Origin of the sequence: Cupriavidus sp. KK10 (assembly GCF_018223725.1) — a bacterium.
GTDB classification, from domain to species: domain Bacteria; phylum Pseudomonadota; class Gammaproteobacteria; order Burkholderiales; family Burkholderiaceae; genus Cupriavidus; species Cupriavidus necator.
Window position 1 is genome coordinate 4,718,242 of sequence record NZ_CP073677.1, and the last position, 26,406, is coordinate 4,744,647.

Sequence of the window (26,406 nt, forward strand, 5' to 3'; positions counted from 1 at the left end):
CCAGGGATGCCAGGAACTCCCCCTGCTTTGGGGGCGGTGGAGACTGGCCGTCATGCAGACGGCGGCATCAATGGCGCATGGCTTGAATCCTCCGCGGATGGGGTTTGAATCGGCGAGGCATGGGGACGCATGCCTGAGTACGTCGCCCCGCCCTACTCTCTGACTCGGCTAAAACTATAAGTTCACCGGATCGGTAGCCAGCAGGTGATTGGAGAATGCTGCCTTGGTCTCGCACCGCCACGTCGCCCACAGCTTGCAGCCGTTCGGGTTGTCCGTGCCCCGGTCCAGCTCAATGGCAAGCCAGTTCCTGGCCGGCATCACGTACCGGTTGGATCCGGGAAAGAGCATCATTTCCGCAGACAGGTTGACATCCAGCGCCTGCTTCGACTGGGCAACGTTGTTCAGCACATGGAAGAACAGACGCTCCATGACCCCGACCAGCGAGGGATGCACCACGGCAGTACTGGTCAGCTGCTGTATCTGCGCCCAGTTGTCCTTCGGCCCCACGTCTTTCCTGTAGGCGACACCCCAGGCCGCGACATGGACATCACCAGAGATGATCGTCACGCGCAGCTGCTTCTGGCTGGCTGTCTTGAGCAACGTCTCTACCAGGCGCTTCCTCTCGCCCTCGTGATCGTCGTGGGTCCAGTGGTCCTTCAGGTCATCGGCACTGCTGTCGAGCACATGATCCTGGCCAAAGTTGTCCAGGAAGGCTTCGGCCAGCGACAGCTTGGGATGGACCACCGGCACGGAGGACAGCAGCAGCAGATGCTGGCAATTGATGCCGCCAGGGTTGACGGCGTGGCCCGATTCGACACCCGACAGCCACCGCTGCAGTGCGCCCCAGGTACCGGGTCCAAGCACCTGCTCCTGGGATCGTTCGGTCCTCAGGTCAGCAACGATCAGACTGACTGGGCCAGCCGAATGCGTGAACGTGAACCCCGGCTGCTCGTCCAGCAACGGCAGCGCAAGCTTGTCACCGGACAGCACCTGAGACCACTTGACCGGTTCGAACAATGGATCGTCAGACCGGACCCTGACGTCAGTGCGCGGCACCAGGTCGGGAAGCTGTTCGACAGCATGCTGCATCTGGAAGACCCAGAACGCCCGGCGCGCATGGAAGAACAGCCGCTGGAACAATGGACTGCGCTGCATCTCGGGGCTATAGGAACCCCAGCCGTCGAAGATGTCATGGTCATCCCACATCATCACCGTGGGGATCCGTGCCATGGCCTGGGCAGCGTCGAGCGGCTTCTCTGCACTACCCCACCCTGACCTGGCATGAGGCAGCCAGCGCTCGCTGTAGAGCTTGAAATAGTAGTCCTCGATTTCTTTCTCGAGGTCAGCGTCCACCGGGTACTGCAGCTGCTCCTCCCGCGTCAACCCGATCCAGCGCTTCAGCAGCTTGATGTCTTCCCAGATCGAATCGAAGTAGATCTGGTCGCCGCCCATCAGCATCAGATGGAAGCGCTGATTGCCCTGGTCATGGGTACGCGCCTCGTGCCAGAGCTGCTCCTTGTCCAGCTCATAGCCTGGCGGACGGATTTCCTTGTCGTGGTTGCACAGCAAGTCCGCCCATACCGCGTTCTCGGCCTTGACCAGCTTGCGCATGCCGCCCGGGTCGGAGAATCCGTTGCACGAAACATAGGCCATGCGCGGCGCGTAGCCCTTGCCGGGCACGGTAAAGTGCCACGCCTCCCCGACACCTTCGATGCTGTACGGTACCCGCCGTTCGTTCTTGCGCAGCTTGCAGGACAGGTCGTAGCGCAGATAGGTGCGGCCCGCATGCTGCAGCAGGGTCACCGGCTTGCCGGCCTTGCGGCCTTCCACGGTGACCTGAGGAACCCTGGCTTGATCTTCTATGCCAACGAGCGCCGTCACCTTCCATGAGCCATCCGTTCCGAGGCCACGAAACGACAGCACGGGTCCGAGCAGTAGCTTGCTCATTTGTGATGGTCTCCCTTTGGTCACCTTTTGTTGTTCGCCCGCGGGCTGCGCTGGCGCGATCGCCGCGAAAGGCCTGGCGCCGGCAATGGGACGCCTGGCCATCCATGCCGGGGACATAAGGTGAACGAAGAGAGAATGCGCGTCAAGCGCCACCTGCTGGCTCGCCAGGGGCCTGTGCTTCAGGCACCCCGCCCTGTGAGCCGCGCCAGCGTCTGTTCCAGCTCGCGACGATCCGCCTGCCGCTTGGCTGGCGAGCGCTGGGCCAGGTTATGCAACTTGCGCCGTATGCCCGGCAACTCAACTGCGTGAGGAAGCCCGATGAGCCCGAAATCCGGCTTTTCATCCTCCACGGATCCAAGAAACGCACGGGATGGCTCATCCAGCCACTCCGCCACTCGCGCCAGCAGGCGCTCGCGGCTTTCCAGCAGCGCTTCCGCACTGACAGGCTCGGCAGTCATCCCTTTGAAATGCGCGTCGAACGTTGCCGCGAAATCCGCCGGCGCGCGAGGGGCCAGCATCTCCCAGGCAGGTTTGGGGCTGCAGGTCAGGTACACCAGGAAAGTCCGCCAAAGCCTCTCATCCGCACGTTCGTCCTCCAGCAGCAGACTGACATCAAACAGATCGCGCGGATGCTGCCTCGACAACGCTGCGGCCAGCTTGCCGGCATAAAGATCGGCGAAATCAAGCACCTGCACGGAGGCGAAGCCAAAAGCCTCCTCCACCTTCGGCCTGACCACCATGCTGCGCACCGGATGCACTGTGCCGCGCATGACCGGTGTTGTCTCGACCTGCACGCGCGCGCGGCCACGGCTGGCCACCAATCGCGTCACCGACCGCGTACCCTCGCCCGCCGACGACTGCACCTGCAGTTGTAGCGGGCGGGCGCGCAGTGCATCGGCCAGTTGCTCCAATGCCGCAGCAATCGAGGCCGCATCCTCGGCGAAGTCATGCACGGGCAACCAGGCCAGGTCGATGTCCACCGACAACCGCGGAAGGTCATGCTCGAACAGGTTGATCGCCGTGCCCCCTTTAAGTGCGAAGCGCGGCTCTTTCGCCAGGACCGGCAGGATCTCGACCAGCAATTGCACCCGGTCGGTATAGCGCTTATCCCAGATGCTCATCCAGGTCTCCAGGCAAAGTAATCTGGTAGGTCGGATGCAGGCGTCCACCGGGCACCAGCGCGCGCTTGCCCCGGCCCAGATCGACGCCATCGAGTGGCACATGCGCTAGCCATGCATGCCGGTGGCGTTCGGCCAGCGCCAGGAACAGGCGCTTGGCCTTGATGCTGCGGCAATGGCGCAGCATCATGCCGACCCGTTGCGGCCGCAGCGTCGTCATCGCCTGCATCAGCGCATCGACCTCATAGACCAGGGCCGCATTTGCCACGCCATCGCACAGTTCCAGCATGGCCCGCTCCGGCGTGGAACAGGCCAGGGCATCGGTGCCTGGGCTGACCTCGTGCCATGTCAATCCCTGATCGAGCAACGCCTTTTCCGGCAGCTCGGGCATGAAGTGCAACGCAGTCAGTTCGAAAGGCCCCTTGCCGTGAAACTCGAAGTGTTCGTTCAATGGCAGCTTGCCCACCCAGCCTGGCAGCCGTTGTGGCCCGTAAAGCGTGATCGTGCCCGCTTCGCCCAGGCGCAGGTAGTGCTCATGCCCCTGCATGGCCAGCGCAAAGCGCCCACCGACGTGCACAGCCAATGCCTCGTTGGCCTGAAGGGAATGGACCACGCCTTGCCACTGCAGGCGCCCGCCCTGCCTCATGTAGACACCACGCGCTGGCGAAACCAGCCAGCCACTGGCCACATAGCGTGCGACAAGGCTGTTGGAATACCCATGCGCGCGCAGCCATCGGCTGGATACCAAGGTGGTATCACCAAGCCTTACCAGAAGCTGGTTTAGTTTTCCGTGATTTTGATCACTCATGGTGTTCAAAATACACGCTTAGCAAACCCTTGCCAACGAAAGGTTTATCCCGATGCCGATTTGAGCACTATAAGTGATCTTTTTTCAACAATTATAAACCAGCGTCGTTGTGCAATGTCAGCCACCATGGCCAAAATCAAGCAGCACCTTGCAGCATTCGCCCGGATTGCCCTCGGCCAGTGCAAACGCGCCGGCAACATCGCGAAAATCGACGTGGTGCGTGACAATTTGCCCGGGATTGACCAGGCCTTTCGCGATCTAGTCAATCACCGTCGGGAACATCGCGCAGTTCAGCCGCGAGGCCGGCAGTCTCGCGCTCGCATTGCCGGTGCGCCATGGCTTTGCCCAGGCTGCCAGCATCCGGCTCAAATACGGCACGGCATTTCTGGCGGACCACCCTGGCACGTTGCGCATCAAGGAAGCCGCGGAAGCCATCCGCAAGGACACCGGCGGCAAGGTGGATCTCCAGGTATATCCCGCCAGCCAGTTGGGCACCGAGCCCGACATGATCTCGCAGACCCGCGCCGGGGCCATGGATTTCATGTCCACCGCCGGTACCAACCTGCAGACACTGGTGCCGACCGCCGGCATCAACGGCGTTGCCTTTGCCTTCAAGGACTACGACACAGTCTGGGCGGCCATGGATGGTGACGTCGGCGCGCACGTGCGGGCAGCGCTGGGCAAGGTCAACCTGCACGTGTTCGACAAGTGCCTGGACAACGGCTACCGCAATATCACCTCGGCCAGCCGGCCGGTTCAGACACCTGCGGACCTGAAGGGCTTCAAGATCCGCGTGCCCGGCATCCCGCTCTGGATCTCGATGTTCAAGGCGCTTGGCGCCTCGCCGACCGCCATTGCGTTCGGCGAGCTCTACTCCGCGCTGCAGGCGTCTATCGCCACCCACTTCTAGGGATTGGCTGTGAGGCCTTACCGTCACTCTTACCGCCAACTGCACTGAGGATTTGCTGGCGCGGGAGGTGGCGCGATTTGCGGGGCGACGACTCCTGGACGCATGACGGAGGCGCTTGCCCACCGAACGCGCCGGTGTCAATGAAAGGGCGCGGACGCGGTAGGCATCCTAGACAACGTGAGCGCAGCCACGATGGTGCTCACGATGATCTCCATCGGCGTGCCCGGTCCGAAAATTCCCTGCACACCGCACTGGCGCAGCAAGCGCCTGTGGTCTGCCGGAACAATGCCGCCGACGAAGACCGGCACATCGAGCGCGCGCTGCCGCAAGGCGTGTAGCAACGCCGGCAGCAGTTCCAGATGCGCGCCGCCCAGCGTGGAGATGCCGATCGCATCGAAGTCGCCATCGCAAGCAGAAGACGCAACCGCCTCGGCGGACTGGAACAGCGGTGTCAGTTCGACCACGAACCCGGCATCGGCAAGCCCGGCCGCCACCGCCCTCGCACCACGGTCGTGGCCGTCCTGGCCGAGCTTGGCCACGAGGATCCGGGGCGCGCGGCCAAGCCGCTCGTGCAGCGCACTGACGCAATCGCAGGCCGCCAGCCATTCCGTGTTGCCGGCGCGAGCCGTGCCATACAGCGCTGCGTCGTAGGACGACTGGACAGTATGGCGCGGCCAGACCTGGAGCAGCGCCCGGGTACATTCCCCGACCGTGGCGCGGCAACGCATGGCGTCGATCGCACAGGCCAGCAGGTTGCGCTTGCCCCGCCTGGCCGCCTCGGTCAACGCCGCCAGCGCATGCCGGACCGCCCCGTCATCGCGGCGGCTGCGCAGCGCGTCCAGGCGGCATGCCTGTTTCACGCGCACCTGGGTACCGTCGATCTCCAGGCATTCCTGACCATTGTCGTCGGGCTCCTGGTAGCGGTTGACACCCACCACGACCTCTTCCACCGCATCGAGCCGAGCCTGCGTCCGCAGCGCGGCCTGGTGGATGCGCCGCTGCACCCAGCCGGATTCGAGGGCTGGCAGGATGCCACCCTGGGCATCGATGTGCGCCAGCACCGCGCGAACCTCCGTCACCATGCGGCCGGTCAGCGACTCGATCAGGTAGGAGCCCGCCCACGGGTCCGCCACCTCGCACAGGCCAAATTCATGCTGGAGGATCAGCTGCGTGTCGCGGGCCAGCCGCGAGGCCTGCGCGCCCGGCAATGCCAATGCCTCGTCAAAGCCGTTGGTATGCAGCGACTGCGTACCGCCAAAGATCGCAGCCATCGCCTCGACCGTGGTGCGCGCGATATTGTTGAGCGGCTGCTGCGCGGCGAGCGTCCAACCCGAAGTCTGGCAATGCATGCGCATGGCGGTGGCGCGCGCGCTGGTGCCGCCCAGCTCGCACACGATGTCGTGCCACAGGAGCCGCGCGGCGCGCAGCTTGGCGATTTCAACGAAGAATGGTTTGCCGACGCCGAAGAAGAAGCTCAGTCCGCCGCAGAACGCATCGACATCAAGGCCGCGCTCACGCAGCAGGCCGACATAGGTCCTGGCATTGGCCAGTGTCAGCGCCAGTTCCAGCACCGGATCGGCGCCCGATTCCTGGAAGTGATAACCCGAGATCGACATGCCGTTGAATTTCGGCGCATGCGCGGCCAGCCATTCGACCACGTCGGTGGCGATGCGCAGCGACGGCTGCGGCGCATGGATCCAGGTGTTCCGGACCATGAACTCCTTGAGGATGTCGTTCTGGATGGTGCCGCGCAGCTGTTCGAACGGGACGCCCGATTCCTCGGCCGCGACAAAGAACGCTGCCAGTACTGGGAGCACCGCACCACTCATGGTCATCGATGCTGACACACGGTCCAGCGCAATGCCTTTGAACAGGCGCCGCATATCGTCGACCGAGTCGATGGCCACGCCGGCCATGCCGACATCGGCCTGCGCCTGAGGGTCGTCGGAATCGTAGCCGCGATGGGTCGGCAGGTCGAAGGCCACCGACAAGCCCTGCGCGCCCTGCTTCAAGGCCTCGCGATAGGCGAGATTCGACGTCGCGGCGTCGCCGTATCCCGCGTACTGGCGGATGGTCCATGGCCTGCCGCGGTACATGGTGGAATAGGGGCCGCGAACGAACGGGGCCTCGCCGGGCATGTCGCCCAGGTGGCCAAGGCCAGTCAGATCGTCGGGCCCGTAGACCGGCTTCAGCTCCAGGGCGCCTGCCAGGTCGATCCGGTTCGCGTTCATCGTTGCCTCCAGCGTTTCTGCGTGACCACATCGGCGATCTTCTCGCCGTCGCGGCTGCGCCGGATCTCACACCAGTGCGTCAATCCCTCCTTGTCCTCGCGCAGTGCGGAAATGGTCAGCTCCAGCGACTCGCCGACATTGGCGTTGCCATGGAAGAACAGGTCCCGCGCGAACACCGAGGGCGGATCCGCGTCGCGGCGCCATTGCCATTCCGCGCGATCGACCATGGCCTGGAAGCTGGCGAAGTACAGCAGGTCGGCACCATTGAAGTCGTTGCAGGGGCACGGCAGGTATTCGGCCGCGTGGCAGACACGATGCCGGGCCTGATCGAGCCCGAGATGCGTGCCCCAGTCCCCGCAGCGAAACCGCCGTGCTAGCAGCGACAGTTCCGCCGCCTGTGCCGACGGGCCGGCGCCGGCCCACTTCGCGGCCACGGTCGGCATGGTGCGCACGACCGAGCGGTTGTCCCGCTCACGCGTGCGACGGATGAAGGTGGACAGCATCGTCACGCTGGCGCGGCGGTCCCCCTGCATGTCGACCGCATGTTCGCTGAGGTGCTTCACGCCGCCCGCTGGCAAGATGCGCGAGTCGATGCTGAACTCGGCGTGCTCGCCGACCGTTTGCGGCGCGGCATCGCGCACGCGGATCGCGGTGAACGCCGCATACACCGGATTGCCCTCGGCATCCCGGAAGTCCGGCACCGCCAGGCCGACGCCGGCGGCCAGCAGGCGCCAGTGCAGGTCGCCGCAGGTCTTCAGCAGCCAGTTCTCTGACAGGCCGGTGTATGCCAACTGGGGCATGCCGGCGACATGGCGCGAGACAAGGGCTTCCATGTCAGGCGGCCAGCGCGGTGTCGCTCTCGCCCGCGGCAATCAAACCCGCGAGGTATTCGGCGTCGCGCGCGATGCCGGAGAATCGCCCCGATCCCCACGTGTGCAACCACGGCAGCCCGAGGAAATACAAACCGGCGTGCGCTGTCACGCCACGTTCATGGCCTGGATAACCGCGGCCGTTGAATACCGGCACTTCGAGCCAGCTGAAATCCGGTCGGAAGCCGATGCACCAGATGATCGAACCGATGCCGGCTGCCTTGGGATCGAGTTCGGTGCGCTCGGCCGGTGGCGCCCATACGGGCGCATAGACGCTCGGCGGCGGCGCCTCCATGCCTCGCTCCGCGATGAACTTGTCGATGCTCGCGTTGATGCGGTTGTAGGTTGCATCGGCATCGTCCAGGTTGTGACGAAGGTCCGGCGCAAAACGAAGCTGGCCGTCGCGGTAGTCGCCCAGCACGCCGTAGAGCTCCATCCCCTCGGTGGCGAACTTGCGCAGGTCGATATCGCGGCCGCCGTCGCGACCGGTGACGTAGTGATTTGTGTTATCGCGCACGCCCTCGCGCAGCGGATGCTCGGTAACGGGCAGATCGTAGTACTTCATGTCCGCGAGCCAGTCCACGACGTCCCGCCCGCGATAGAAGCGCGCGCAACGCGGCGCCTCGCCGACGGCCAGATACACCTTGCGCCCGCCCAGGTGCAGGTCTTCGGCAATCTGCGCGCCCGACTGGCCCGAGCCAACCACGAGCACCGCACCCTCGGGCAGCGACCCGGGATTCCTGTATTCGGACGATTGCAATTGCCGGATCGACGTCGGCAGGCGCTCGGCCATGCGCGGCACGATCGGCGTGTGATAACCACCCGAGGCCGCCACCACCTGGTCCGCGGTGAATGCACCCTGGCTCGTCACCACGGAAAATCCCCCCTGGGCGCGCGCCTTCACTTGCCGCACCTCGGTATGCTCGAGTACCGGCGCGCCGACCGTCCGGATAAAGCCATCGAGATAGGCCGTGATTTCATCCTTCTTCATGAAGCCGTGCGGATCATCTCCCTGGTAGGGATAGCCCGGCAGCGCGCATTGCCAGTTCGGCGTCACCAGGCAGAACGCATCCCAGCGTTGCGTGCGCCAGGCGTGCGTGACGGTGTGCTTCTCGATGAGCAGATGGTCGATGCCGGCCTGCTTCAGGAAGTAGCTCATCGATAGTCCGGCCTGGCCGCCGCCGACAATGATGACGCCGTAGTGCCTGGGCTCTGCGGCCTGGCCCGGATTGGTGTTGATGATGTGGGACATGTTGGATCCTTTGAGGCGAGAAATTTGAAGAACGGTTAGCTGCCAAAGCCGAGAAAACGGACGGTGGCGCCGTCCTGGCCCCGGAACCGCTGCGCGGCAATTTCCAGGATGCGGAGCTGATCCATTGCGGAGGAGCAGGCGTAGCCATACCTGGCCCGCACCCGCTCGGATGCGGCGCCCAGCGCGGTACGCGCACGCTCGACGAACTCGTCCAGCGGATACGCTGTCCCTTCGACAAAGTGCTCCGTGACGATGGAGGATGGGGAATAGCAGGCCATCTCGGTCTGGTCAGGCCAGCGGATGCGGAAATGGGTAACCGGCATGGCAGTTCTCAGGTTGGGGAATCGATCGGCGTGGCCAGGCGCGTCGGCAGGATGAACCCCGCCTCGCGCAAGTCCCACAACGTGGCCCGTTCGCCGGCGTGCGTGAGCGTGGCGACACGGGAATCGTCGATGGCGCCGATCTGGGCGCAGGCAATGCCGCGATCGAGGAAGCGGCGTTCGACCGCCTGCGCATCGTCGTCATCGACGGCCAGCAGGAAGCCATAGCTCGGGAATGCCGTCAGCCATCGCTCCAGGGGCACGCCAGCGGGCCGGGGAATGCGCTCCAGCGCGATGCGGGCGCCCACCCCGGAGCATTCGAGCAGCATCAGCGCGGTGCCAAGCGGACCCGCCATGCTGATGTCCTTGGCTGCGGCGCAAAGGCCCTCTTCGGCCAGCACAGGCAAGAGTTCGAGATCCGCACGCAGTCGTTCGCCCGGTGCGCCCGTGGAGGCGTTCCAGAACGGAAATGGCTCCGCGAATGCGCCGCGCAGGTCCACGGCCATCAACAGGCGCTGGCCGGGACGCGCGGCGAAGCTCGACAGCAGCTTGCGCGCACGGCCGAGGATGGCCACGGCAAGCTGGCTTTGCTCGCTGCGCGCGTTGCTGTGACCGCCGACGATCGGCACGCCATAGGCGGCAGACGCCGCGGCCATGCCCTTGAGCACCTCGGCGGCGTCGGCGGCGCCATCGCTCCATAGCGCATCGACCACGGCCGTCGGCCTGCCGCCCATCGCATAGATATCGCTGATGTTCACCATGACCGCGCTGTAGCCGGCGAACCACGGCATGGTGCGGATGAAATCGCTGACCAGTCCTTCGATGGCGAACAGCAGGTAGCCGTCGCCATCCCGCAATGCCGCGCAGTCGTCGCCTACGCCCACGGCCATGGCCGCGTTGCGTCCGGCGGCCGCTGCGCCGAGCGGCGACAGCATGGCCGGGATATCGGTCTTATGCGCAAAACCGCGGCTGCTGCGCAGAGTGTGTACGAAATCGTCGAGGCTCATCTCACGGCCCTGCCTTCGGTAATCAGGCCCGCGTGCGGGGTATGGCAAGGCGGGTAATGGTTCAGGTCAGCCTGCATCAGGTGGTGAGGCCGCCCGAGCAGCGTCTCCTCGGCCAGGACGTTCCAATGCAAGCGCCTGAACAAGGGCACGTTCTGGCTCTGCACGTGTGCAAGGAAGCGCCGGCAGCCGATCGCGTGGGCGCTGCTCACCGCCAGGCGGATCAGCGTCGCACCGATCTTTCCCTGGCTTCGGTATGCAGCATCCACCGCAAGCCGCGAGCCGAACCACACGCCCGGCTCGCTTTCATGGATGCGCACGGTGCCGACCACGGTCCCGGGATGACCCGGCAACTCCGGCTCGAAGCGCACCGCCACCAGCAGTTGCGCCACATCGTCCACCGCGTCCCGGTCGTCGCCCGCGAAGATGCCCTGCTCCTCGCAGAACACGACCTGGCGCAGGCGATAGGCCTGCTCCGCCTCCCAGGCGTGCTCGGCCCAGCGGATGCGGAATATCGGGCTGCCCGGCACCTCGACGCAGAGATCGCTTTTCATGATGTCGCTCCGTCGGTCGCCAGTGCCGCCTCGCGCTCGTAGGTCGCCAGCGACGAGCACGCGCCGCACTTGCCGCAACCCGCCTTGATATCGGACGAGCGCATGCCGGCGGCGCCCAACATGGCGCCGAGCGGCTGCAGGATCGACTGCATGAAGGCCGGCGAGGGAGCCGGGTGGTCCTCCAGCGGCGTGCCGGAGATCGGCACGAAAGGCACCACGAACGGATACACCCCGAGTTCGATCAGCTCGCGCGAGAGCGACAGGATGGCTTCTGCGGTGTCGCCGAGTCCCGCGAGGATGTAGGTGCTGACCTGCCCCCTGCCGAACACGGCAACGGCGGCCCTGAAGGCTTCAATGTAACGGCTCGGCGGCACCGACGCCTTGCCCGGCATGATGCGCTCGCGCACCGCCGGCGTGACGACCTCGAGGTGCATGCCGAGCGTGTCAATGCCGGCGGCCTTCATGCGCTCGAACCAGCGGTCGTCATCGGGCGGCTCGCACTGCGCCTGGATCGGCAGGTCGACCGCGGCCTTGATGGCGAAGGCGCTCTCGCAAAGAATAGCCGCGCCCCGGTCCTGCGTCGGCGGCGTGCCGGTGGTCAGCACCATATGCCTGACGCCATCGAGCAGCACTGCGGCGCGCGCCACTTCGGCCAGTTGCTCCGGCGTCTTGCGCGCCACCGTACGGCCTGCCGCCAGCGACTGGCCGATCGAGCAGAACTTGCAGGTCTTCTTGCGGCTCTCGTACCGGATGCAGGTCTGCAGGACGGTCGTGGCCAGCACGTCGGCGCCATGCAGCGTGGCGATATGCGAGTATGGGATGCCCTCCAGGGTCTGCAGCGCATAGAAGCGCGGCGCCTTCGGAAAGCTGATGCTGGCAATCGGGATGGTGCCGCGCATCAGCGCGCTGCGCCCCGTTCCATCGGGCGCCTGCGCCACGAACGGCGAGTGCCACGCGGTGCTGGTATGCACCGGCACCATGATGGTCACGCCGTCGATGGTGACCGCCTTGTGGTCGGACGGACCGGCCCCGCCGCGCCGGCTGGCTGCGCCGGCATTCGGGTCTTCCAGGCGCAGCCCGACGGACTGCAGCTCAGTCATCAATTGCCGGCTCGACGCCGGCACGGTCGCGCTGGATGTCATCGCGGATGCTCCCATGGAAGTTGGAGAAGGCGCCTGCCATCGGCACTGCCGTCACCGCCGGCCGTTCATTGATGGCCAGGCTTAGCAGTTCCGGGCGCGCGTAGTGGCCCACCGAATCCATCATTCGCTTGCGCTTGGTGATGAGCGACATGTCGAGGTCGGCAATGACCATGCCCTCGCCCTCGCGCAACGGCGGCGCCAGGTGCTGGCCCTCCGGCGAGATGATTGCGGTGTTGCAGCCGCCGCGCAGCGCCTTCTGCAGCGCCGGATCGGTGGTCACGGAGGCGATCTGCGCTTCGGTCAGCCAGCCGGTGGCGTTGACGACGAAGCAGCCGGATTCCAGCGCGTGATGCCGGATGGTGACCTCGATCTGCTCGGCAAAGATCGGCCCGACCAGCGAGCCCGGGAACTGGCTGCAGTGGATTTCCTCGTGCTGGGTCATCAGCGCGTAGCGGGCCAACGGGTTGTAGTGCTCCCAGCACGCCAGTGCGCCGACGCGGCCAATCGAGGTCTCAGCGACTTTCAGCCCGGCCGCGTCACCCTGTCCCCAGATCATGCGTTCGTGGAAAGTGGGCGTGATCTTGCGGCGCTTGACCGCGAGGTTGCCCTCGGTGTCGAAGATGAGCTGCGTGTTGTACAGGCTGCCGTGGTCGCGCTCGTTCACGCCGAGCACCACGACCATGCCGTGCCGGCGTGCGCGCCCGGCGACGGCATCGGTGACCGGGCCGGGCACCACCACGGCCTGCTCGTATAGCCGCATGTGGTCGCTGCCGGAGTGCACCGGCGGCCGTACGAAGGAGAAGTACGGGTAGTACGGCACGAAGGTCTCAGGGAAGACGATCAGCTGCACGCCTTTCCCGGCGGCCTCGTCGATCGCCTCGCAGACCTTGGCCAGCGTGCCTTCGCCGCTCTCGAGGTCGGGCGCGATCTGGACCGCGGCCGCGCGCACAATGCGTTTCTGTAACATGGTGGCACCTGCCCTTTTGCTCAAACCGTCCAGGTGTCGATGATCAGCGCGTTCTCCTTGCGATGCAGGAGCTTGAGGTCGAGCACGTCGAGCGGATTGATCGGGCGGATGCCCTCAATCAGCGAGGCCTCGCCGTGGCCGTACAGGGCCTGCAGGGCGAAGCGGCAGGCGTAGACCTTGCCGCCCTCTTCCATGAACTTGGTGAGCTGCTTGTTGAAGTTCATGTGGCCGGGGAACGCCTCGTCGCCAAGCGTCGGGAAGCCGCGCTGAACGCCAAGGTTGACGCCGGGGCCGTACAGCAGGATCGAAGTCTCGAAGCCCTTGCGCAGCAGGCGTGTGGCCTGGAGCAGGTTGACGAAGCCGATCGAGCCTTCGAAGGCGACGGTGTGGAATGTCACCAGCGCCTTCTCACCGGCTTCTGCCTTTACGTCCTCGAATACCTTCTCTTCATAGTCGACCAGGAAATCGCCCTTCTTGTGGGCCGGTTTGCTGACAGCAGGCATGCTTCTCTCCTTTGCGTTGATGGGGCAGTGCGGTCGCTCGATCCCATGCCGATCGACCGTTCGGCGCCAGGCCGAACACGCCAACATCCGCAACCGATGTGCCACTCAATGCCCGCAGTCATGCGATCAATCTCCAATCAAGCCGAAGCCGACCAAATGATCGGCCCAATGATCGCAACGGCTTTGGCCATGGATGCCACCAAAGGCGCACAGCGCACGCCATGACGGCTTCGCCACAATGCACGTTTTTGAACGGGAGCAAGCCGCCTGGGTGCGCACGCGTGGTGCACGAGCGTTGATATCGCACCATCATTGAGAACTTCATATGCAATCGCTTGCGCGGCTTGGTGAGCGATCATTCGGATGCTACCCTCAGGCACTGAATTCCATCGCATCGCGCAGCGGGAGACCACGGTGTCCAACCTGACCAGCCATTGGGTAAAACGTATCGCCGGCAGTGCCAAGCCTGCCTATCTGCTGATTCCGGACCTGATCGAGGAGGCACTGGCCGACGGCCAGCTGCGCGCGCGCGACCGGCTGCCGCCGCTGCGCGACCTGGCCGAAGCGCTGCAACTGAACTACACCACCGTGGCGCGCGGCTACAGCGAAGCAAGGAAGCGGGGATTGATCGACACCAAGACAGGAAGTGGCACTTACGTGCGCGGACGTGCGCCCGCGGTGCCGCTGCGCGGCGGCACGGGTGCGGAGATGACCATGAACATGCCGCCGGAGCCGCCCGCGATGACGGAGCGGCTTCGTGCCACCATGGCGCAACTGCTGGAGGCCGCCGACCCCTACTCGCTGCTGCGCTACCAGGACTTCGGCGGCACCCCGGCCGATCGCTCCGTCGCCGCGAAATGGCTGCGCCGCTGGGTGCCGGCATGCAGCGCGGACACCGTGCTGGTCACGCCTGGCATCCACAGCGCGCAGGTCGCACTGCTGTCGCAGCTCGCGCGCCCGGCGCAGACGATCTGTGCCGACGCGCTTGCCTACCCCGGCATCAAGGCTATTGCCGCGCAGCTCACTATCCAGCTACAGGCGCTGCCCGGCGACGAGGACGGCCCGTTCGCCCACGCCTTTGAAGCCATGTGCAAGACACAGAAGCCCGCGGCGCTCTATTGCAATCCGACCATCCAGAACCCGAGCACGCGCACCATGCCGCAGGCACGCCGCGGGCAACTCGCCGAAGTCGCGCTGCGCTACAGCGTGCCGATCATCGAGGACGATGCCTACGGCATGCTGCCGCTGCGGGCACCGCAGACGTTTTCCGCGCTCGCCCCGGAACTCACGTATTACGTCACCGGCTTGTCCAAATGCCTGGGCGCCGGGTTGCGCATAGCGTTCCTGCACGCCCCCACTGCCCGGCAGGCGCAGCGCCTGGCTGGCACCCTGCGGGCAACGACGGTGATGGCGAGCCCCATCAACACATTGCTCGCTACATCCTGGATCAAGGACGGAACGGTAGACGACATGCTCAAGGCCATCCGCGCCGAAAGCGCAGCGCGGCAGCTGATTGCGCGCCATGTGCTCGAGGGCCTGGCCTATGACGCGGACCCGGAAGGCTTTCACCTGTGGCTGCCGATCCCGGCGGCTTCAGCGTGGAGCCCGTCGGAACTGGCGCTCCACCTGCGCTCGCGCGGCATCGGCGCGGTGTCGGCCGCCGCCTTCTCGACCGACGGCAACCCGCCCGATGCGATTCGTGTCTGCCTGGGCGGCCCGGGCGAGCGCGATGAGATCGAGGAGTCGCTGCGGATCATCGCGGAAACGATCGACAATCCGCATCATTTGCATTCAGCGATGCTGTAGCCGGGGGGCTCCCCTTGATTCCCGCGCAGCTTTCCGCTGTTCGGCGCACTGCGCAGCCTGGTCCGGCGGGCGCCGGCGTTCAGGGCGCTATCCTTTGACCGAGTCGGTCGCGGCTTCGTCGATCAACGCTGCAACCTCGGCGGGCTTCGAAGCCAGCGAAGCATGGCTTGCCGCCAGAGTAATGACCTTCCGGGGATTGAGGCGGGCCGACATCTTCAGTTGGTTTTCGGGGGCGATCATTCTGTCTTCGCTGGAAATCTGGTACCAGGACGGCTTCTTTTTCCAGGCCGGCGTCGTGATGATGTCGCCGAAGGTGCTTGCAAGCGGCGCCTTCTGCGTCACCGCCATCACCAGCGCGTCGTCGGGCGAAAGATCCTGGCAGAAGCTCTCATGGAACTTATCGGACTTGAGCCACAAGTAGCCGTCGCTGTCGGGTTCGAGATTGGGAGCCGCAACCGGAAGATGCTGCTGCGTAAGGCCACCAGGGCTCTCCCCCGCATCTGGCGCAAACGCCGCGATATACACAAGCCCCACCACATTGGGCTGGTCACCCGCCTGGGTTATCACAGCACCACCGTATGAATGCCCCACTAGGAGGACCGGCCCTTTCTGCTGGGCAATCATCTTGCGGGTACGCTCGACGTCGTCAGCAAGCGATGTCAGCGGCATTTCAACGGCGCGGACGCTCGTATACCCCTTTCGCGCCAGTTCAACGATGACTTTTCCCCAATGCGCGGCACCTCCCCAGAAGCCGTGCACCAGAATGATCGAGGGCTTGCTCATGATCTGACTCCTATCTGCTAATGAAAGCTGTAAGCCGAGCAATGCAACACGCTGCAGTCCCTCGGCGGTTGGACTGCGCTCCAATCGATGCCACCGTCAACCCTGATCCCCGCCGCCGACCGGCAGGACCGTGCCGGTAATGTACGAAGCCTCGTCCGAGGCCAGGAACAAGATGGCATGCACCTGTTCGTCGATCGTGCCATAGCGGTGCATCAGGCTCGAGGCCCTGGTCTGGTCGACGATGGCCTGGTACCAGATGGCCTCCTGCTCGCTCTGAGCTGCCATGTTGCGCGGAATCCTGCGCGGCGGTGCCTCAGTGCCGCCGGTGGCCACTGCGTTGACGCGCACGCCTTCGTGCGCATGCTCGAAGGCGAGGCTGGCCGTCAGTGCGTTGACGCCGCCCTTGGCCGCCGCGTAGGGCACCCGGTGGATGCTGCGCGTGGCAATCGACGACACGTTGACGATGACGCCCTGCCGGCGCGCGACCATGCCGGGCAGCACCGCTCGGCAGCACCACAGCGTGGGGAACAGCGAGCGCCGGATCTCGGCTTCGATCTGCTCCTCCTCATAGGCCTGGAAGGGCTTGGCCCAGATTGTGCCGCCCACGTTGTTGACGAGGATGTCGATGCGGCCGAAGGCTGCTTCGGCCGCTTGCGCCATTTGCGCGGCGCCGGCATAGCGCTCCAGGTCAGCGTGCACTGCGATGGCCTGCCCGCCTGCGGCAACGATCTGCGCCGCGACTTCATCGACCAGCGCTGAGCGGTCGACCAGCGCTACCGAGGCGCCCTCGGCGGCGGCGGCCAGTGCGACGCCGCGGCCGATGCCTTGCGCGGCCCCGGTCACGATCATGGCTTTGCCGGCAAAGCGTGTAGCAGTTCTCATGTTGTCGTGCTCCTTGCTCATGCCGCGTTGCTGGCCGAGAACTTCTCATAGTAGAAGCCGGCGGGCGTGATGCCGCTCTGCTGCAGCCAACCGCGCACGGCCTCCACCATCGCCACGGGGCCACACAGGTAGATGTCGACATCGCCGCCGTTAAGCCATTCCGGGTCCACATGGGCTGTGACATAGCCCTTGCGGGCGTGATTGCTGGCGGCGTCAGCAACACAGGTACGGTATTCGAAGCCAGGCAAGGCATCCTGGGCCGCATTGATGCGCGACAGCACCACCAGGTCGATGTCGTTGGTGACCCCGTAGACCATGCGCACCGGCTGCGCACAGCCGCTGGCGGCCAGTACATCGAGCATCGACAGGAAGGGGGCGATGCCGGTGCCCCCGGCCAGGAACAGCACCGGCCGCGCCACCTCGCGCAGGTAGAAGCTGCCGTAGGGGCCCGAAATAGCCACGCGCTCGCCGGCCTTCGCCTGGCTGGTCAGCCACGTACTCATCCGCCCTTCCGGCACGTTGCGCACCACGAAGCCGGTGCGCGCGCTGCCGGGCGCCGAGCTGAAGGAATAGGAGCGCGTCTGGCTGGTGCCCGGGATCTCGACATTGACATACTGGCCGGGCAGAAAATCCAGGCCGGCGGCCCCGTCCAGGTCGATGGAAAAGCCAATGGTCGAATCGGAGAGCTGTTCCAACTCGGCCAGCGTCCCCTGGTAGGTGGTGACGCCGGTCTTGCACGCGGCCGACGAGGCGGGCACGCGAATGACGCAGTCCGAACGCGGACGGGTCTGGCAGGCCAGCACGTAGCCCTCGGCAGCTTCCTCTGCGGTCAGTGCATCCTCGATATAGCTCGAGGCCGGCAGGTCATAGCTGCCCGACTCGCACAGCCCCCGGCAGGTACCGCAGGCGCCGTCGCGGCAGTCCAGCGGGATATTGATCTGCTGCCGGTAGGCGGCATCGGACAGGGTCTCGTGCTCGCCGCAGGTGATGAAGCGGGTGACGCCGTCCTCGAATTGCAGGGCGATGGTGTGTTCCATGGCGCGGTCCTCCAGCCTGGATCAGATGTGATAGATGTCGATGACCTGGTTGATGTAGTCGTTCTTGAGCACGACATACTTGTCCAGGATGCGCGGCTGCCCGCCGGAGAGGTCGAGCGTGTAGCGCGACATGCCGAAGTAGCTGTAGGTGGTCTGGTAGCGATGGCTGAGCGTGTGCCAGTTGAAACGCACGGTGCAGGTGTCGCCCTCCACCCCGAGCACTTCGACGTTGCTCAGGTTGTGGCTGGTGCGAGTGTCCGGAATGGTGGCGCTGGAGCGCTCGGTCTTGATGCGAAACACGCGATCCTCCAGGCCCTGGCGGGTCGGGTAATAGATCAGCGAGATCTCGCGCTGCGGGTCGGTAATCAGCTTGCCGTCGTCATCCCAGCAGGGCATCCAGAACTTTGCGTCGGGGTGATAGCACTCAATCCATGCGTCCCACTCTTCGTCATCCAGCAGCCGTGCCTCGCGGTACAGGAAGGACTGGATGGCGGCCACGTCGACCGGTTTGTCGAAGGTGATGTCGGCGGTGCTCATGCTGCGCTCCCTGCGGCGGCGTCGGTGGCTTCATTCGCGGCTTCGGCGGATTGCTCTGCCACGGCCTTCTTCATCACGTCCAGCCAGTAGCGGTGCTGCACTGTGTAGAGGCCCTCGTCCTCGGTACGCACCCCGCTCATCACGGGCTTGAGTCCGATGCGCTGCGCGGCCTCGTCGGCACCGTCGATCCAGTGCTTCGCGCCGCGGCACATGTCGTTCCAGGCCAGTGCCTGCCCGGCGTAGCCCTGCTGGCAAGCGCGGAACTCCTCAAGGTCGTCGGGCGTGGCCATGCCGCTGACGTTGAAGAAATCCTCGTATTGGCGGATGCGGCGCGCGCGCGCCTCGTCGGATTCGCCCTTCGGCGCGATGCAGTAGATGGTGACCTCGGTCTTGTCGACGGCCAGCGGACGCAGCAGGCGGATCTGAGAGCCGAACTGGTCCATCAGGTAGACGTTGGGGTAGAGGCACAGGTTGCGCGAGTTCTGGATCATCCAGTCCGCGGTCTCCGCGCCGCAGCGCTCGGCGAATTCCTCGCGGCGGCTGAAGTTGGGGCGGTCCTCCGGGTTGGCCCAGCGCGTCCACAGCAGCATGTGGCCGTGCTCGAAGGCGTAGAAGCCACCGCCCTGCCGCCCCCACTTGCCGGCGTCCATGGCGCGGATCTTGTCTTCCTGCGCGTTCTTCTGCTTGCGCTGGCTGGTGGTCGCAGCGTAGTTCCAGTGCACCGCCGACACATGGTAGCCATCGGCGCCGTTCTCGGCCTGCAGCTTCCAGTTGCCCTCGAACGTGTAGGTGGACGAGCCGCGCAGCACCTCGAGCCCGTCGGCCGACTGGTCAACGATCATGTCGATGACGCGCGCCGCTTCGCCGAGGAAATCCTGCAGCGGCGGCACGTCCGCGTTCAGGCTGCCGAACAGGAAGCCGCGGTAGTTTTCGAAGCGCGCCACCTTCTTCAGGTCGTGCGAGCCTTCCTTGTTGAAGCAGTCAGGATAGCCGGCGTTCTCGGGATCCTTCACCTTCAGCAGCTTGCCGCTGTTGTTGAAGGTCCAGCCGTGGAACGGGCAGGTATAGGTGGCCTTGTTGCCGCGCTTGTGGCGGCACAGCATGGCGCCACGGTGGCTGCAGGCGTTGATGAAGGCGTTCAGCTCGCCCTGGCGATTGCGCGCGATCACCACCGGCTGGCGGCCGATATGGGTGGTGTAGTAGTCGTTGTTGTTCGGGATCTGGCTTTCGTGCGCCAGGTAGATCCAGTTGCCCTCGAAGATGTGCTTCATCTCGAGTTCAAACAGGTCTTCGTCGGTAAAGGCCTGGCGGTGCAGGCGGTAGTCGCCGCTTGCCTTGTCTTCCACCAGGAAGGCATCGAGGTCGAGGCGCCTGGCGCTGGGGCGAACGGGGGCCTTGCCCTCCGGATAGATGGGGATCATGGAGTTGTCTCCTGCCGATGTCTGTCTGCGGGACGGCGCTGCGCATGGCGCTGCCGCCCGGACTGGATCTGCCGGCCCGCGCGGCGGGCGGCACTACGGAATATCAGGCAGCGGCGCGCTGGCGCTCCACCTCGGCGGCGGGGGCGCCGGCCTGCTCCGGCAGCAGCCGGAAATCGAAGTCGATCGAGGCAAACGGCTTGTCCACGCCGTGTTTGTCGAGCGCAGCGGCGTCGGTGACGCGGGTCACCGCCGGCACCAGCCCCTCGCGGCTGGCGAAGGCGAAGTCGTCCCACAGGTATTCGTCGCCGTCGATGTTGATCTGCGTGGTCAGCTTGCGGTGGCCGTCCGCCGACACGAAGAAGTGGATGTGGGCCGGGCGCCGGCCGTGGCGCGCGAGCTGGTCCAGCAGGCGCTGGGTGGTGCCTTCCGGCGGGCAGCCGTAGCCGTTTGGCACGTTGCTGCGGAACTGGTAGCGGCCGTTGGCGTCGGTGACGATGGTGCGGCGCAGGTTGAAGTGCGACTGGGTCTTGTCGAAGAACGAGTAGTTGCCCATCAGGTTGGCATGCCACACCTCGACCCTGGCACCGGGCAGCGGCTTGCCGTCGGCGCCGTACACCGTGCCTTGCATGAACAGGACCTCGCCCTTGCCGTCGTCGCTGCCGTCGTCGAGCCGGGCAAAGCCGGTGCTTTCCGGGGCGCCGGCCACGTAGAGCGGGCCTTCGATGGTGCGCGGCGTGCCGCCGGTCAGGCCGGCGCGGGCTTCAGCCTCGTCGGCGCGGACGTCGAGGAAGCGTTCCAGCCCCAGGCCAGCGGCGAGCAGGCCCAACTCCTGGGTGGCGCCCGCCTCGGCGAAGTACTCAATGCCCTTCCAGACCTCGCTGGCGCTCAGGTCGAGGTCCTCGATCGCCTTGAACAGGTCCGCGGTCAGGCGGACTACCACCTGCTGCACGCGCGGGTCGGGGGTGCCTTGCGTGCCGGTGGCGACGATAAAGCTGTGGACCAGGGCGTCGATTTCCGAGTGAGTCATGGGGGTCTCCATAGTTGTGGTTGCGGTCCGGGTTCATGCTTTGCAGGTATCGAGCTTGTCTTCCGGGCACGGATGGAGCATAGTCAACGGCAGTTTTGGCAGTCCAACACTGATTTAGTATCCGCTCGATACTCAGGAGGTATAGTCTTGGAATTGCGGCACCTGCGTTACTTCGTGGCCGTGGCAGAGGAACGCAACTTCACCCGGGCGGCCGAGCGGCTGCATATCGCACAGCCGCCGCTGTCGCGCCAGATCCAGCAACTGGAGGACGACCTGGGTGTGCAACTCTTCGAGCGCCACTCACGCCCGCTGAAACTGACCGACACCGGGCGCTTCTTCTATACCCACGCGCTGCAACTGCTGGCCCAGACCGCGGAACTGCAGGCGATGACCAAGCGGGTCGGCAAGATCGAGCACAAGATGTCGGTTGGCTTTGTCGGCTCCACGCTGTACGGGATGCTGCCGCGGATCATCCGGCGCTTCCGGCAGATGCACGCCGATCTCGAACTGAGCCTGCACGAGATGTCGACCATGGACCAGATCAAGGCGCTCAAGGAGGGGCGCATCGACGTGGGCTTCGGGCGCATTCGCCACGAAGACCCGTCGGTGCGGCGCGTGGTGCTGCGTGAGGAGCGCATGATCGTGGCGCTGCCGGTCGGCCATCCGCTGGCTGACGCCAAGCCCGAGCTCGCGCTGCACGACCTGGTCGGCGAGCCGCTCATCATCTTCCCCAAGGCGCCGCGCCCGAGCTTTGCCGACCAGGTGCTGGCCGCCTTCCACGACCGCGCCCTGAAGCCGCGCCGCCTGCACGAGGTGCGCGAGCTGCAGATCGCGCTCGGGCTGGTGGCGATGGGCGAAGGCATCTCGGTGGTTCCGAGCAGCGTCTACGGGCTCAAGCGGGGCGACGTGACTTACAAGGAACTGGACGATCCCAAGCTGGTGTCGCCCATTATCATGAGCACGCGCATGCTGGACGAGTCGGCCGACCTGCGCTCGCTGCGGGACATGATCTACCAGCTCTACGAGGATGAGGGCATGGCCTACCTGCCGCCGCCGAAGGAATAAGGCGCAACGGGCGGTCCATACTCTGGAGGTATCGAATCAGATGCCAACGGTCTTGGACACCCAAAAAATAGCCATCCATACTCCGATGCAACATCCAACTGCATCAGGAAGGTATGAAAGTGGCGACGCAGCAAAGCATCACGGCCATCGAGTCCATCGAGACCATCCTGGTCGATCTTCCGACCATCCGGCCGCACCAGCTCGCCATGGCGACCATGCAGCGGCAGACGCTGGTGATCGTCCGCCTGCGCTGTGCCGACGGCATCGAAGGCCTCGGCGAGGCGACCACCATCGGCGGTCTTTCCTACGGCGACGAGAGCCCCGAGGGCATCAAGCTGACCATCGACAGCTACCTTGCACCGGCGCTGCTGGACCAGGATGCGGCCAATGTGCATGGCGCCATGGCGCGCCTCGCCAAGGTCGCACGCGGTAACCGCTTCGCCAAGTCGGCGCTCGAGACCGCGCTGCTGGACGCGCAGGGCAAGCGTCTCGGCGTGCCGCTGGCGACACTGCTGGGCGGCGCCGTGCGCGACACCCTGCCGGTGCTGTGGACACTGGCCAGCGGCGACACCACGCGGGACATCGACGAGGCAGAGCGCCTGCTCGCCGAGCGCCGCCACGACACCTTCAAACTCAAGATCGGCCGGCGCAGCGTGCGCGAGGACGTGGCACACGTTTCCGCGATCAAGCGCGCGCTGGGCGAGCGGGCGCGCGTCACGGTGGACGTCAACCAGGCCTGGAACGAAGCGGATGCCGCCACCGGCATTGCCATGCTGGAGGCCGCCGGCATCGACCTGATCGAGCAGCCCACGCCACGCGAACAACGCGCCGCGCTGGCGCGCCTGGCGGCGCGTTTCGTGGTGCCCATCATGGCCGACGAAGCCGTGTGCGGGCCCGAGGACGCGATGGAACTGGCCCGCATCGGCGGCGCCGACGTGTTCGCACTGAAGATCGCCAAGTCGGGCGGCATCTTCGGCATGCTGCGTACGGCCGCGGTGGGCGATGCGGCCGGCATCGCGCTGTATGGCGGCACCATGCTCGAAGGCAGCATCGGCACCATAGCCGCCGCCCACGGCTTTGCGACCTTGCCGCAACTGGCATGGGGCACCGAACTGTTCGGCCCGCTGCTGCTGAAGGACGACATCGTGGCCGAGCGCCCCGTCTACCGCGAATTCGCGTTGCACCTGCCGCAGGGCCCTGGACTCGGCATGGCCTTGGACGAGGACAAGCTCGCCCACTACCGGCGCGACCGTGCCTGAATACCTGCAATCAGACCCCATCAGAATCGAAGCGAGGAGACACCAATGCTGTATCTGGTACGAATGGACGTAAACTTGCCGCACGACATGCCCGCCGCGCAGGCGGAGGACATCAAGGCGCGCGAGAAAACCTATGCGCAGGACCTGCAGCGCCAGGGCAAGTGGCAGCAGCTCTACCGCGTGGTCGGCGAGTATGCCAACTACAGCGTGTTCGACGTCGAGTCCAACGAGGCGCTGCACACACTGCTGTCGGGGCTGCCGCTGTTCCCATACATGAAGATCGCCGTCACGCCGCTGGCGCCGCATCCTTCATCGATCCGCTGAGGGAGCCCACGTCATGCGCTTTGCCACCCGCGACGGGCTTCGCCTTCACTATGAACTTCACGGTCCGGCCGGCGCGCCGGTGCTGGTCCTGTCCAACTCGCTGGGCACCACCCTGTCGATGTGGGATCCGCAGATGCCGGCGCTGCTGGAGCGCTTCCGCGTGCTGCGCTACGACACGCGCGGCCATGGCGCCTCCGGCGTGCCGGCAGCGCCGTTCGGCATGGCCGAGCTGGGCGCCGACGTGCTGGCGGTGATGGACCATGCCGGTGTCGAGCACGCCCACTTCTGCGGCCTGTCGATGGGCGGCATGACCGGCATCTGGCTGGCACGCCATCACCCCGAACGCTTCGGCCGCTTCGTGCTGGCGAATACCGCGGCGCTGATCGGCCCGGCGTCCGGGTGGAACACGCGTATCGAGCGCGTCCGCAACGAGGGCATGGCGGAGATTGCCGGGGGCGTGCTGGCACGCTGGTTTACGCCGGCCGCGCTGGCAGGCGATCCGGCGCGTATGGCACCCGTCCTCGACATGCTCGCAACTACGGATGCCGACGGCTATATCGCCAACTGCGCCGCCGTGCGCGATGCCGACCTGCGCGGCCTGCTGCCAGGCATCCGCTCGCGCGTGCTGGTGATCGCGGGTGCGCAGGATGCCGCTACCACGCCGGAACAGGGCCGCGAGCTGGCGCAAGGCATTGCCGACGCCGAATACCTCGCGCTCAACGCCGCGCATTTGTCCAACTGGGAGTTGCCCGAGGCGTTTTCGCACGCGGTGATCCGCTTCCTGTCACAGGCGTGATGCCATACATCCTTACCGGAGCCGACATGACCCAGCCCTGCATCATCTCCGTCGCCATCACCGGCTCGCTGCCGCGCAAGCGTGACAACCCTGCCGTGCCGATCACGGTCAGCGAGCAGGTCGAATCCACCCAGGCCGCCTTCGAGGCGGGCGCCACGCTCGTCCACCTGCACGTGCGCAATGACGACGAGACGCCCTCCTCCGAGCCGGACCGCTTTGCCCGCGTGCTGGAGGGCATCCGCAAGCATGCGCCGGGCATCATCACGCAGGCCTCCACCGGCGGCCGCTCCGGCGCGGGAAGGGAGCGAGGGGGGATGCTGTCGCTGCGGCCGGACATGGCCTCGCTTGCCACCGGCTCGGTTAATTTCCCGACACGCGTCTATGACAATCCGCCAGATCTGGTGGACTGGCTCGCCGCGGAAATGAAGGCCTACGCCATCAAGCCCGAGATAGAGGCCTTCGACCTGTCGATGATCTTCCAGGCGGTGGCCATGCAACAGGCCGGCAAGATCGACGGCGCGCTGCATATCCAGTTCGTGATGGGGATCAAGAATGCGATGCCGGTCGATCGTGAGGTGCTCGCCTTCTACGTGCACACCCTGCGGCGCCTGGCATCCGATGCGACCTGGACCGGCGCTGGCATCGGCCGGGACCAGTTGACGATGGCGCGCTGGTCGCTCGAACTGGGCGGCCACTGCCGCACCGGCCTCGAAGACAATGTGCGGCTTGACAAGCAGACACTGGCGCCCTCAAACGCCGCCCTGGTCAGCCAGGTGGCGGCCTTGTGCGAGGAATATGGGCGCCCCGTGGCGACAGTGGCCCAGGCGCGCGCGCTCCTGGGGCTGCCATCAATGGAAATCGGCGGACGTTCGCCCTTGTAGATTAACGCCTATTCGAAGACGTGCAGGGCCGCTGCGCCTTGCTGGCAGACCAGCAACCCCGCCGCGTAGCTCGACACGCGGGTTTCCCGTTCAACGCGCCCCCGTTTCTCTGCAGAGAGGTGTCGCGCTCACGGCGCTTCCAGCAGGCGATCGCGCATGGCGGCGCATGAATCCGGCAAGGGTCCCTCGCAAGAACTAGATCAGTGGATTAGTGGACCGCCGCTTCAAGGCGCGCCGCACGTCAACCGTTGCCCGCCCGTCTCAACGCCGCGCCGACTTCTCCATAGAATGCGCGCAATTTCTCCACCTCGACGTCTACAGGCAGCAAGGCGGGCCACAACAACGCCACCATATCCCTGGCCGTCTTCTCGATATCCACTTGCCGCTGCCGGGCGATCGCGTCCCACAGGATGTGCTCCATCGGGCCGAGGATTGCCGAGCGCAGCAGGCTCAACGGCAGGTCATCCCGGATCTCGCCGTTGTCCCGCGCCCGCGCCAGCAAGTCCATCAACGGCGCCGTATAGCGGCGCTGCAGCGGTACGAACACCTCTCCCAGCCCCGGCCCTTTGGCACGCCCCTCCGACAACACCAGCGCACACAAGCCCGTTCCCTGGATCAGGAACAACCTCAGGTGTGTCCTGACATAGAACTCCAGCTGCACCTTTGTGCTCTGCCCGTGCGGCATGCCTTGTTCCACGGTGCCGATGATCTCGTCATACCAGTCCTCGATCACGCGTGCGCATAGCTCGCGCTTGCCATGGAAGTAGGTGAACACCGTGCCCTCGGAGATGCCCAGGCGCTGGGCGATCTCGGTGGTCGTGGTCCGCTCATAGCCGAGTTCGGCGAATACCTCGCGGCTGACGCGCAGGATGTCCCGGATGCGTTGTTCCGCCTTGGCGCCCGCCGGCACACGGCGGGGCGATGTGACGTCTTCCATCTTGATTGAGTCCTTGCTTGCCCGAA

General features: G+C 65.5%; 26 protein-coding genes and 1 pseudogene. 7 read left to right on the forward strand and 20 right to left on the reverse strand.

The window, feature by feature from the left end; translation table 11 throughout:
* Positions 1-174: 174 nt before the first annotated feature.
* From KB879_RS21980 to KB879_RS39485, 4 genes and pseudogenes are all read right to left on the reverse strand, one after another.
* Positions 175-1,947, reverse strand: a complete 1,773-nt coding sequence (locus KB879_RS21980; protein ID WP_013956885.1) for an alkaline phosphatase family protein — start codon at positions 1,945-1,947, stop codon at positions 175-177.
* A 179-nt stretch (positions 1,948-2,126) separates the two neighbouring features.
* On the reverse strand, positions 2,127-3,068 hold the full coding sequence (locus tag KB879_RS21985) for a nucleotidyl transferase AbiEii/AbiGii toxin family protein (RefSeq protein ID WP_013956886.1): 942 nt from the start codon (positions 3,066-3,068) through the stop codon (positions 2,127-2,129).
* Entirely contained in the window at positions 3,052-3,873 is an 822-nt protein-coding gene (locus KB879_RS21990; protein ID WP_013956887.1) for a type IV toxin-antitoxin system AbiEi family antitoxin domain-containing protein, read from the reverse strand. The genes KB879_RS21985 and KB879_RS21990 overlap by 17 nt, the downstream gene beginning before the upstream one ends.
* A 117-nt stretch (positions 3,874-3,990) precedes the next feature.
* Positions 3,991-4,182, reverse strand: a pseudogene (locus KB879_RS39485) (Zn-dependent oxidoreductase); the annotation flags it as partial.
* A gap of 19 nt (positions 4,183-4,201) precedes the next feature.
* Between KB879_RS39485 and KB879_RS21995 the strand changes: the two are divergent.
* Entirely contained in the window at positions 4,202-4,783 is a 582-nt protein-coding gene (locus KB879_RS21995; RefSeq protein WP_371827372.1) for a TRAP transporter substrate-binding protein, read from the forward strand.
* A 137-nt stretch (positions 4,784-4,920) separates the two neighbouring features.
* On the opposite strand, the gene scpA is transcribed toward KB879_RS21995, so the two are convergent.
* The 9 genes from scpA to KB879_RS22040 are packed head-to-tail and all read right to left on the reverse strand — an operon-like array spanning position 4,921 to position 13,625.
* Positions 4,921-7,014, reverse strand: coding sequence for a methylmalonyl-CoA mutase (scpA, locus tag KB879_RS22000; protein ID WP_211979766.1), 2,094 nt, complete (start codon positions 7,012-7,014; stop codon positions 4,921-4,923).
* Entirely contained in the window at positions 7,011-7,847 is an 837-nt protein-coding gene (locus KB879_RS22005; protein ID WP_153955956.1) for a Pnap_2097 family protein, read from the reverse strand. The genes scpA and KB879_RS22005 overlap by 4 nt, the downstream gene beginning before the upstream one ends.
* A gap of 1 nt (position 7,848) precedes the next feature.
* Positions 7,849-9,135: an MSMEG_0569 family flavin-dependent oxidoreductase gene (locus KB879_RS22010; RefSeq protein ID WP_153955957.1), complete on the reverse strand. Its 1,287-nt coding sequence runs from the start codon at positions 9,133-9,135 to the stop codon at positions 7,849-7,851.
* 35 nt (positions 9,136-9,170) lie between these two features.
* Positions 9,171-9,458: an MSMEG_0570 family nitrogen starvation response protein gene (locus KB879_RS22015; RefSeq protein ID WP_153955958.1), complete on the reverse strand. Its 288-nt coding sequence runs from the start codon at positions 9,456-9,458 to the stop codon at positions 9,171-9,173.
* An 8-nt stretch (positions 9,459-9,466) separates the two neighbouring features.
* Positions 9,467-10,462: a sll0787 family AIR synthase-like protein gene (locus KB879_RS22020; RefSeq protein ID WP_211979767.1), complete on the reverse strand. Its 996-nt coding sequence runs from the start codon at positions 10,460-10,462 to the stop codon at positions 9,467-9,469.
* Positions 10,459-11,013 (reverse strand): MSMEG_0567/Sll0786 family nitrogen starvation N-acetyltransferase, encoded by a 555-nt coding sequence (locus KB879_RS22025; RefSeq protein WP_211979768.1) that lies wholly within the window; start codon positions 11,011-11,013, stop codon positions 10,459-10,461. Before KB879_RS22025 ends, KB879_RS22020 begins: the two co-directional genes overlap by 4 nt.
* Positions 11,010-12,113, reverse strand: coding sequence for an MSMEG_0568 family radical SAM protein (locus KB879_RS22030; protein WP_013956895.1), 1,104 nt, complete (start codon positions 12,111-12,113; stop codon positions 11,010-11,012). Before KB879_RS22030 ends, KB879_RS22025 begins: the two co-directional genes overlap by 4 nt.
* Positions 12,106-13,122, reverse strand: coding sequence for a Nit6803 family nitrilase (locus tag KB879_RS22035; RefSeq protein WP_013956896.1), 1,017 nt, complete (start codon positions 13,120-13,122; stop codon positions 12,106-12,108). Before KB879_RS22035 ends, KB879_RS22030 begins: the two co-directional genes overlap by 8 nt.
* Before the next feature lie 20 nt (positions 13,123-13,142).
* A complete protein-coding gene (locus KB879_RS22040; protein WP_013956897.1) occupies positions 13,143-13,625 on the reverse strand; it encodes an MSMEG_0572/Sll0783 family nitrogen starvation response protein in 483 nt (160 codons plus the stop codon).
* 414 nt (positions 13,626-14,039) lie between these two features.
* Here KB879_RS22040 and KB879_RS22045 point away from each other — a divergent pair, with 414 nt between their 5' ends.
* Positions 14,040-15,431, forward strand: a complete 1,392-nt coding sequence (locus KB879_RS22045; RefSeq protein WP_211979769.1) for a PLP-dependent aminotransferase family protein — start codon at positions 14,040-14,042, stop codon at positions 15,429-15,431.
* A gap of 87 nt (positions 15,432-15,518) precedes the next feature.
* Here KB879_RS22045 and KB879_RS22050 read toward each other — a convergent pair whose 3' ends face one another.
* The 6 genes from KB879_RS22050 to catA form a co-directional block, all read right to left on the reverse strand.
* Entirely contained in the window at positions 15,519-16,214 is a 696-nt protein-coding gene (locus tag KB879_RS22050) for an alpha/beta hydrolase (RefSeq protein ID WP_013956899.1), read from the reverse strand.
* A gap of 96 nt (positions 16,215-16,310) precedes the next feature.
* Positions 16,311-17,096 (reverse strand): 1,6-dihydroxycyclohexa-2,4-diene-1-carboxylate dehydrogenase, encoded by a 786-nt coding sequence (locus tag KB879_RS22055; RefSeq protein WP_211979770.1) that lies wholly within the window; start codon positions 17,094-17,096, stop codon positions 16,311-16,313.
* A gap of 17 nt (positions 17,097-17,113) precedes the next feature.
* Complete coding sequence (benC, locus tag KB879_RS22060; RefSeq protein ID WP_211979771.1) at positions 17,114-18,133, reverse strand: benzoate 1,2-dioxygenase electron transfer component BenC; 1,020 nt, start codon at positions 18,131-18,133, stop codon at positions 17,114-17,116.
* Between the two features lie 21 nt (positions 18,134-18,154).
* On the reverse strand, positions 18,155-18,670 hold the full coding sequence (gene benB, locus KB879_RS22065; protein WP_013956902.1) for a benzoate 1,2-dioxygenase small subunit: 516 nt from the start codon (positions 18,668-18,670) through the stop codon (positions 18,155-18,157).
* Positions 18,667-20,091, reverse strand: coding sequence for a benzoate 1,2-dioxygenase large subunit (gene benA, locus KB879_RS22070; protein WP_211979772.1), 1,425 nt, complete (start codon positions 20,089-20,091; stop codon positions 18,667-18,669). The genes benB and benA overlap by 4 nt, the downstream gene beginning before the upstream one ends.
* A 103-nt stretch (positions 20,092-20,194) precedes the next feature.
* Positions 20,195-21,118: a catechol 1,2-dioxygenase gene (gene catA, locus KB879_RS22075; protein ID WP_041227938.1), complete on the reverse strand. Its 924-nt coding sequence runs from the start codon at positions 21,116-21,118 to the stop codon at positions 20,195-20,197.
* Between the two features lie 147 nt (positions 21,119-21,265).
* Here catA and KB879_RS22080 point away from each other — a divergent pair, with 147 nt between their 5' ends.
* The 5 genes from KB879_RS22080 to KB879_RS22100 all read left to right on the forward strand — a co-directional run bounded on the left by KB879_RS22080 (position 21,266) and on the right by KB879_RS22100 (position 25,443).
* Positions 21,266-22,183, forward strand: coding sequence for a LysR family transcriptional regulator (locus tag KB879_RS22080; RefSeq protein WP_010811734.1), 918 nt, complete (start codon positions 21,266-21,268; stop codon positions 22,181-22,183).
* Between the two features lie 113 nt (positions 22,184-22,296).
* A complete protein-coding gene (locus tag KB879_RS22085) occupies positions 22,297-23,442 on the forward strand; it encodes a muconate/chloromuconate family cycloisomerase (RefSeq protein WP_211979773.1) in 1,146 nt (381 codons plus the stop codon).
* A 45-nt stretch (positions 23,443-23,487) separates the two neighbouring features.
* A complete protein-coding gene (gene catC, locus KB879_RS22090) occupies positions 23,488-23,766 on the forward strand; it encodes a muconolactone Delta-isomerase (RefSeq protein ID WP_153955966.1) in 279 nt (92 codons plus the stop codon).
* A gap of 13 nt (positions 23,767-23,779) precedes the next feature.
* Positions 23,780-24,562 (forward strand): 3-oxoadipate enol-lactonase, encoded by a 783-nt coding sequence (pcaD, locus tag KB879_RS22095; protein ID WP_013956907.1) that lies wholly within the window; start codon positions 23,780-23,782, stop codon positions 24,560-24,562.
* 26 nt (positions 24,563-24,588) lie between these two features.
* Positions 24,589-25,443 carry a 3-keto-5-aminohexanoate cleavage protein gene (locus KB879_RS22100; RefSeq protein ID WP_211979774.1) on the forward strand — a complete coding sequence of 285 codons (855 nt, stop codon included), beginning with the start codon at positions 24,589-24,591 and terminating at the stop codon, positions 25,441-25,443.
* 241 nt (positions 25,444-25,684) lie between these two features.
* Here the strand turns inward: KB879_RS22100 and KB879_RS22105 are convergent, their stop codons facing one another.
* On the reverse strand, positions 25,685-26,380 hold the full coding sequence (locus tag KB879_RS22105; RefSeq protein ID WP_013956909.1) for a TetR/AcrR family transcriptional regulator: 696 nt from the start codon (positions 26,378-26,380) through the stop codon (positions 25,685-25,687).
* Between the last annotated feature and the right edge of the window lie 26 nt (positions 26,381-26,406).

Bases quoted from the DNA above. Each gene is read 5' to 3' on its own strand.
- KB879_RS22005 (WP_153955956.1), bottom strand. From the start codon at position 7,847: ATGGAAGCCCTTGTCTCGCGCCATGTCGCCGGCATGCCCCAGTTGGCA.
- benA (WP_211979772.1), bottom strand. From the start codon at position 20,091: ATGATCCCCATCTATCCGGAGGGCAAGGCCCCCGTTCGCCCCAGCGCC.
- KB879_RS22025 (WP_211979768.1), bottom strand. From the start codon at position 11,013: ATGAAAAGCGATCTCTGCGTCGAGGTGCCGGGCAGCCCGATATTCCGC.
- KB879_RS22020 (WP_211979767.1), bottom strand. From the start codon at position 10,462: ATGAGCCTCGACGATTTCGTACACACTCTGCGCAGCAGCCGCGGTTTT.
- KB879_RS22100 (WP_211979774.1), top strand. From the start codon at position 24,589: ATGACCCAGCCCTGCATCATCTCCGTCGCCATCACCGGCTCGCTGCCG.
- catC (WP_153955966.1), top strand. From the start codon at position 23,488: ATGCTGTATCTGGTACGAATGGACGTAAACTTGCCGCACGACATGCCC.
- KB879_RS22035 (WP_013956896.1), bottom strand. From the start codon at position 13,122: ATGTTACAGAAACGCATTGTGCGCGCGGCCGCGGTCCAGATCGCGCCC.
- catA (WP_041227938.1), bottom strand. From the start codon at position 21,118: ATGACTCACTCGGAAATCGACGCCCTGGTCCACAGCTTTATCGTCGCC.
- benB (WP_013956902.1), bottom strand. From the start codon at position 18,670: ATGAGCACCGCCGACATCACCTTCGACAAACCGGTCGACGTGGCCGCC.
- KB879_RS22015 (WP_153955958.1), bottom strand. From the start codon at position 9,458: ATGCCGGTTACCCATTTCCGCATCCGCTGGCCTGACCAGACCGAGATG.
- KB879_RS22050 (WP_013956899.1), bottom strand. From the start codon at position 16,214: ATGAGCAAGCCCTCGATCATTCTGGTGCACGGCTTCTGGGGAGGTGCC.
- KB879_RS21980 (WP_013956885.1), bottom strand. From the start codon at position 1,947: ATGAGCAAGCTACTGCTCGGACCCGTGCTGTCGTTTCGTGGCCTCGGA.
- KB879_RS22055 (WP_211979770.1), bottom strand. From the start codon at position 17,096: ATGAGAACTGCTACACGCTTTGCCGGCAAAGCCATGATCGTGACCGGG.
- KB879_RS21990 (WP_013956887.1), bottom strand. From the start codon at position 3,873: ATGAGTGATCAAAATCACGGAAAACTAAACCAGCTTCTGGTAAGGCTT.
- KB879_RS22105 (WP_013956909.1), bottom strand. From the start codon at position 26,380: ATGGAAGACGTCACATCGCCCCGCCGTGTGCCGGCGGGCGCCAAGGCG.
- benC (WP_211979771.1), bottom strand. From the start codon at position 18,133: ATGGAACACACCATCGCCCTGCAATTCGAGGACGGCGTCACCCGCTTC.
- KB879_RS22030 (WP_013956895.1), bottom strand. From the start codon at position 12,113: ATGACTGAGCTGCAGTCCGTCGGGCTGCGCCTGGAAGACCCGAATGCC.
- KB879_RS22085 (WP_211979773.1), top strand. From the start codon at position 22,297: ATGAAAGTGGCGACGCAGCAAAGCATCACGGCCATCGAGTCCATCGAG.
- KB879_RS21985 (WP_013956886.1), bottom strand. From the start codon at position 3,068: ATGAGCATCTGGGATAAGCGCTATACCGACCGGGTGCAATTGCTGGTC.
- KB879_RS22040 (WP_013956897.1), bottom strand. From the start codon at position 13,625: ATGCCTGCTGTCAGCAAACCGGCCCACAAGAAGGGCGATTTCCTGGTC.
- pcaD (WP_013956907.1), top strand. From the start codon at position 23,780: ATGCGCTTTGCCACCCGCGACGGGCTTCGCCTTCACTATGAACTTCAC.
- KB879_RS22010 (WP_153955957.1), bottom strand. From the start codon at position 9,135: ATGTCCCACATCATCAACACCAATCCGGGCCAGGCCGCAGAGCCCAGG.
- scpA (WP_211979766.1), bottom strand. From the start codon at position 7,014: ATGAACGCGAACCGGATCGACCTGGCAGGCGCCCTGGAGCTGAAGCCG.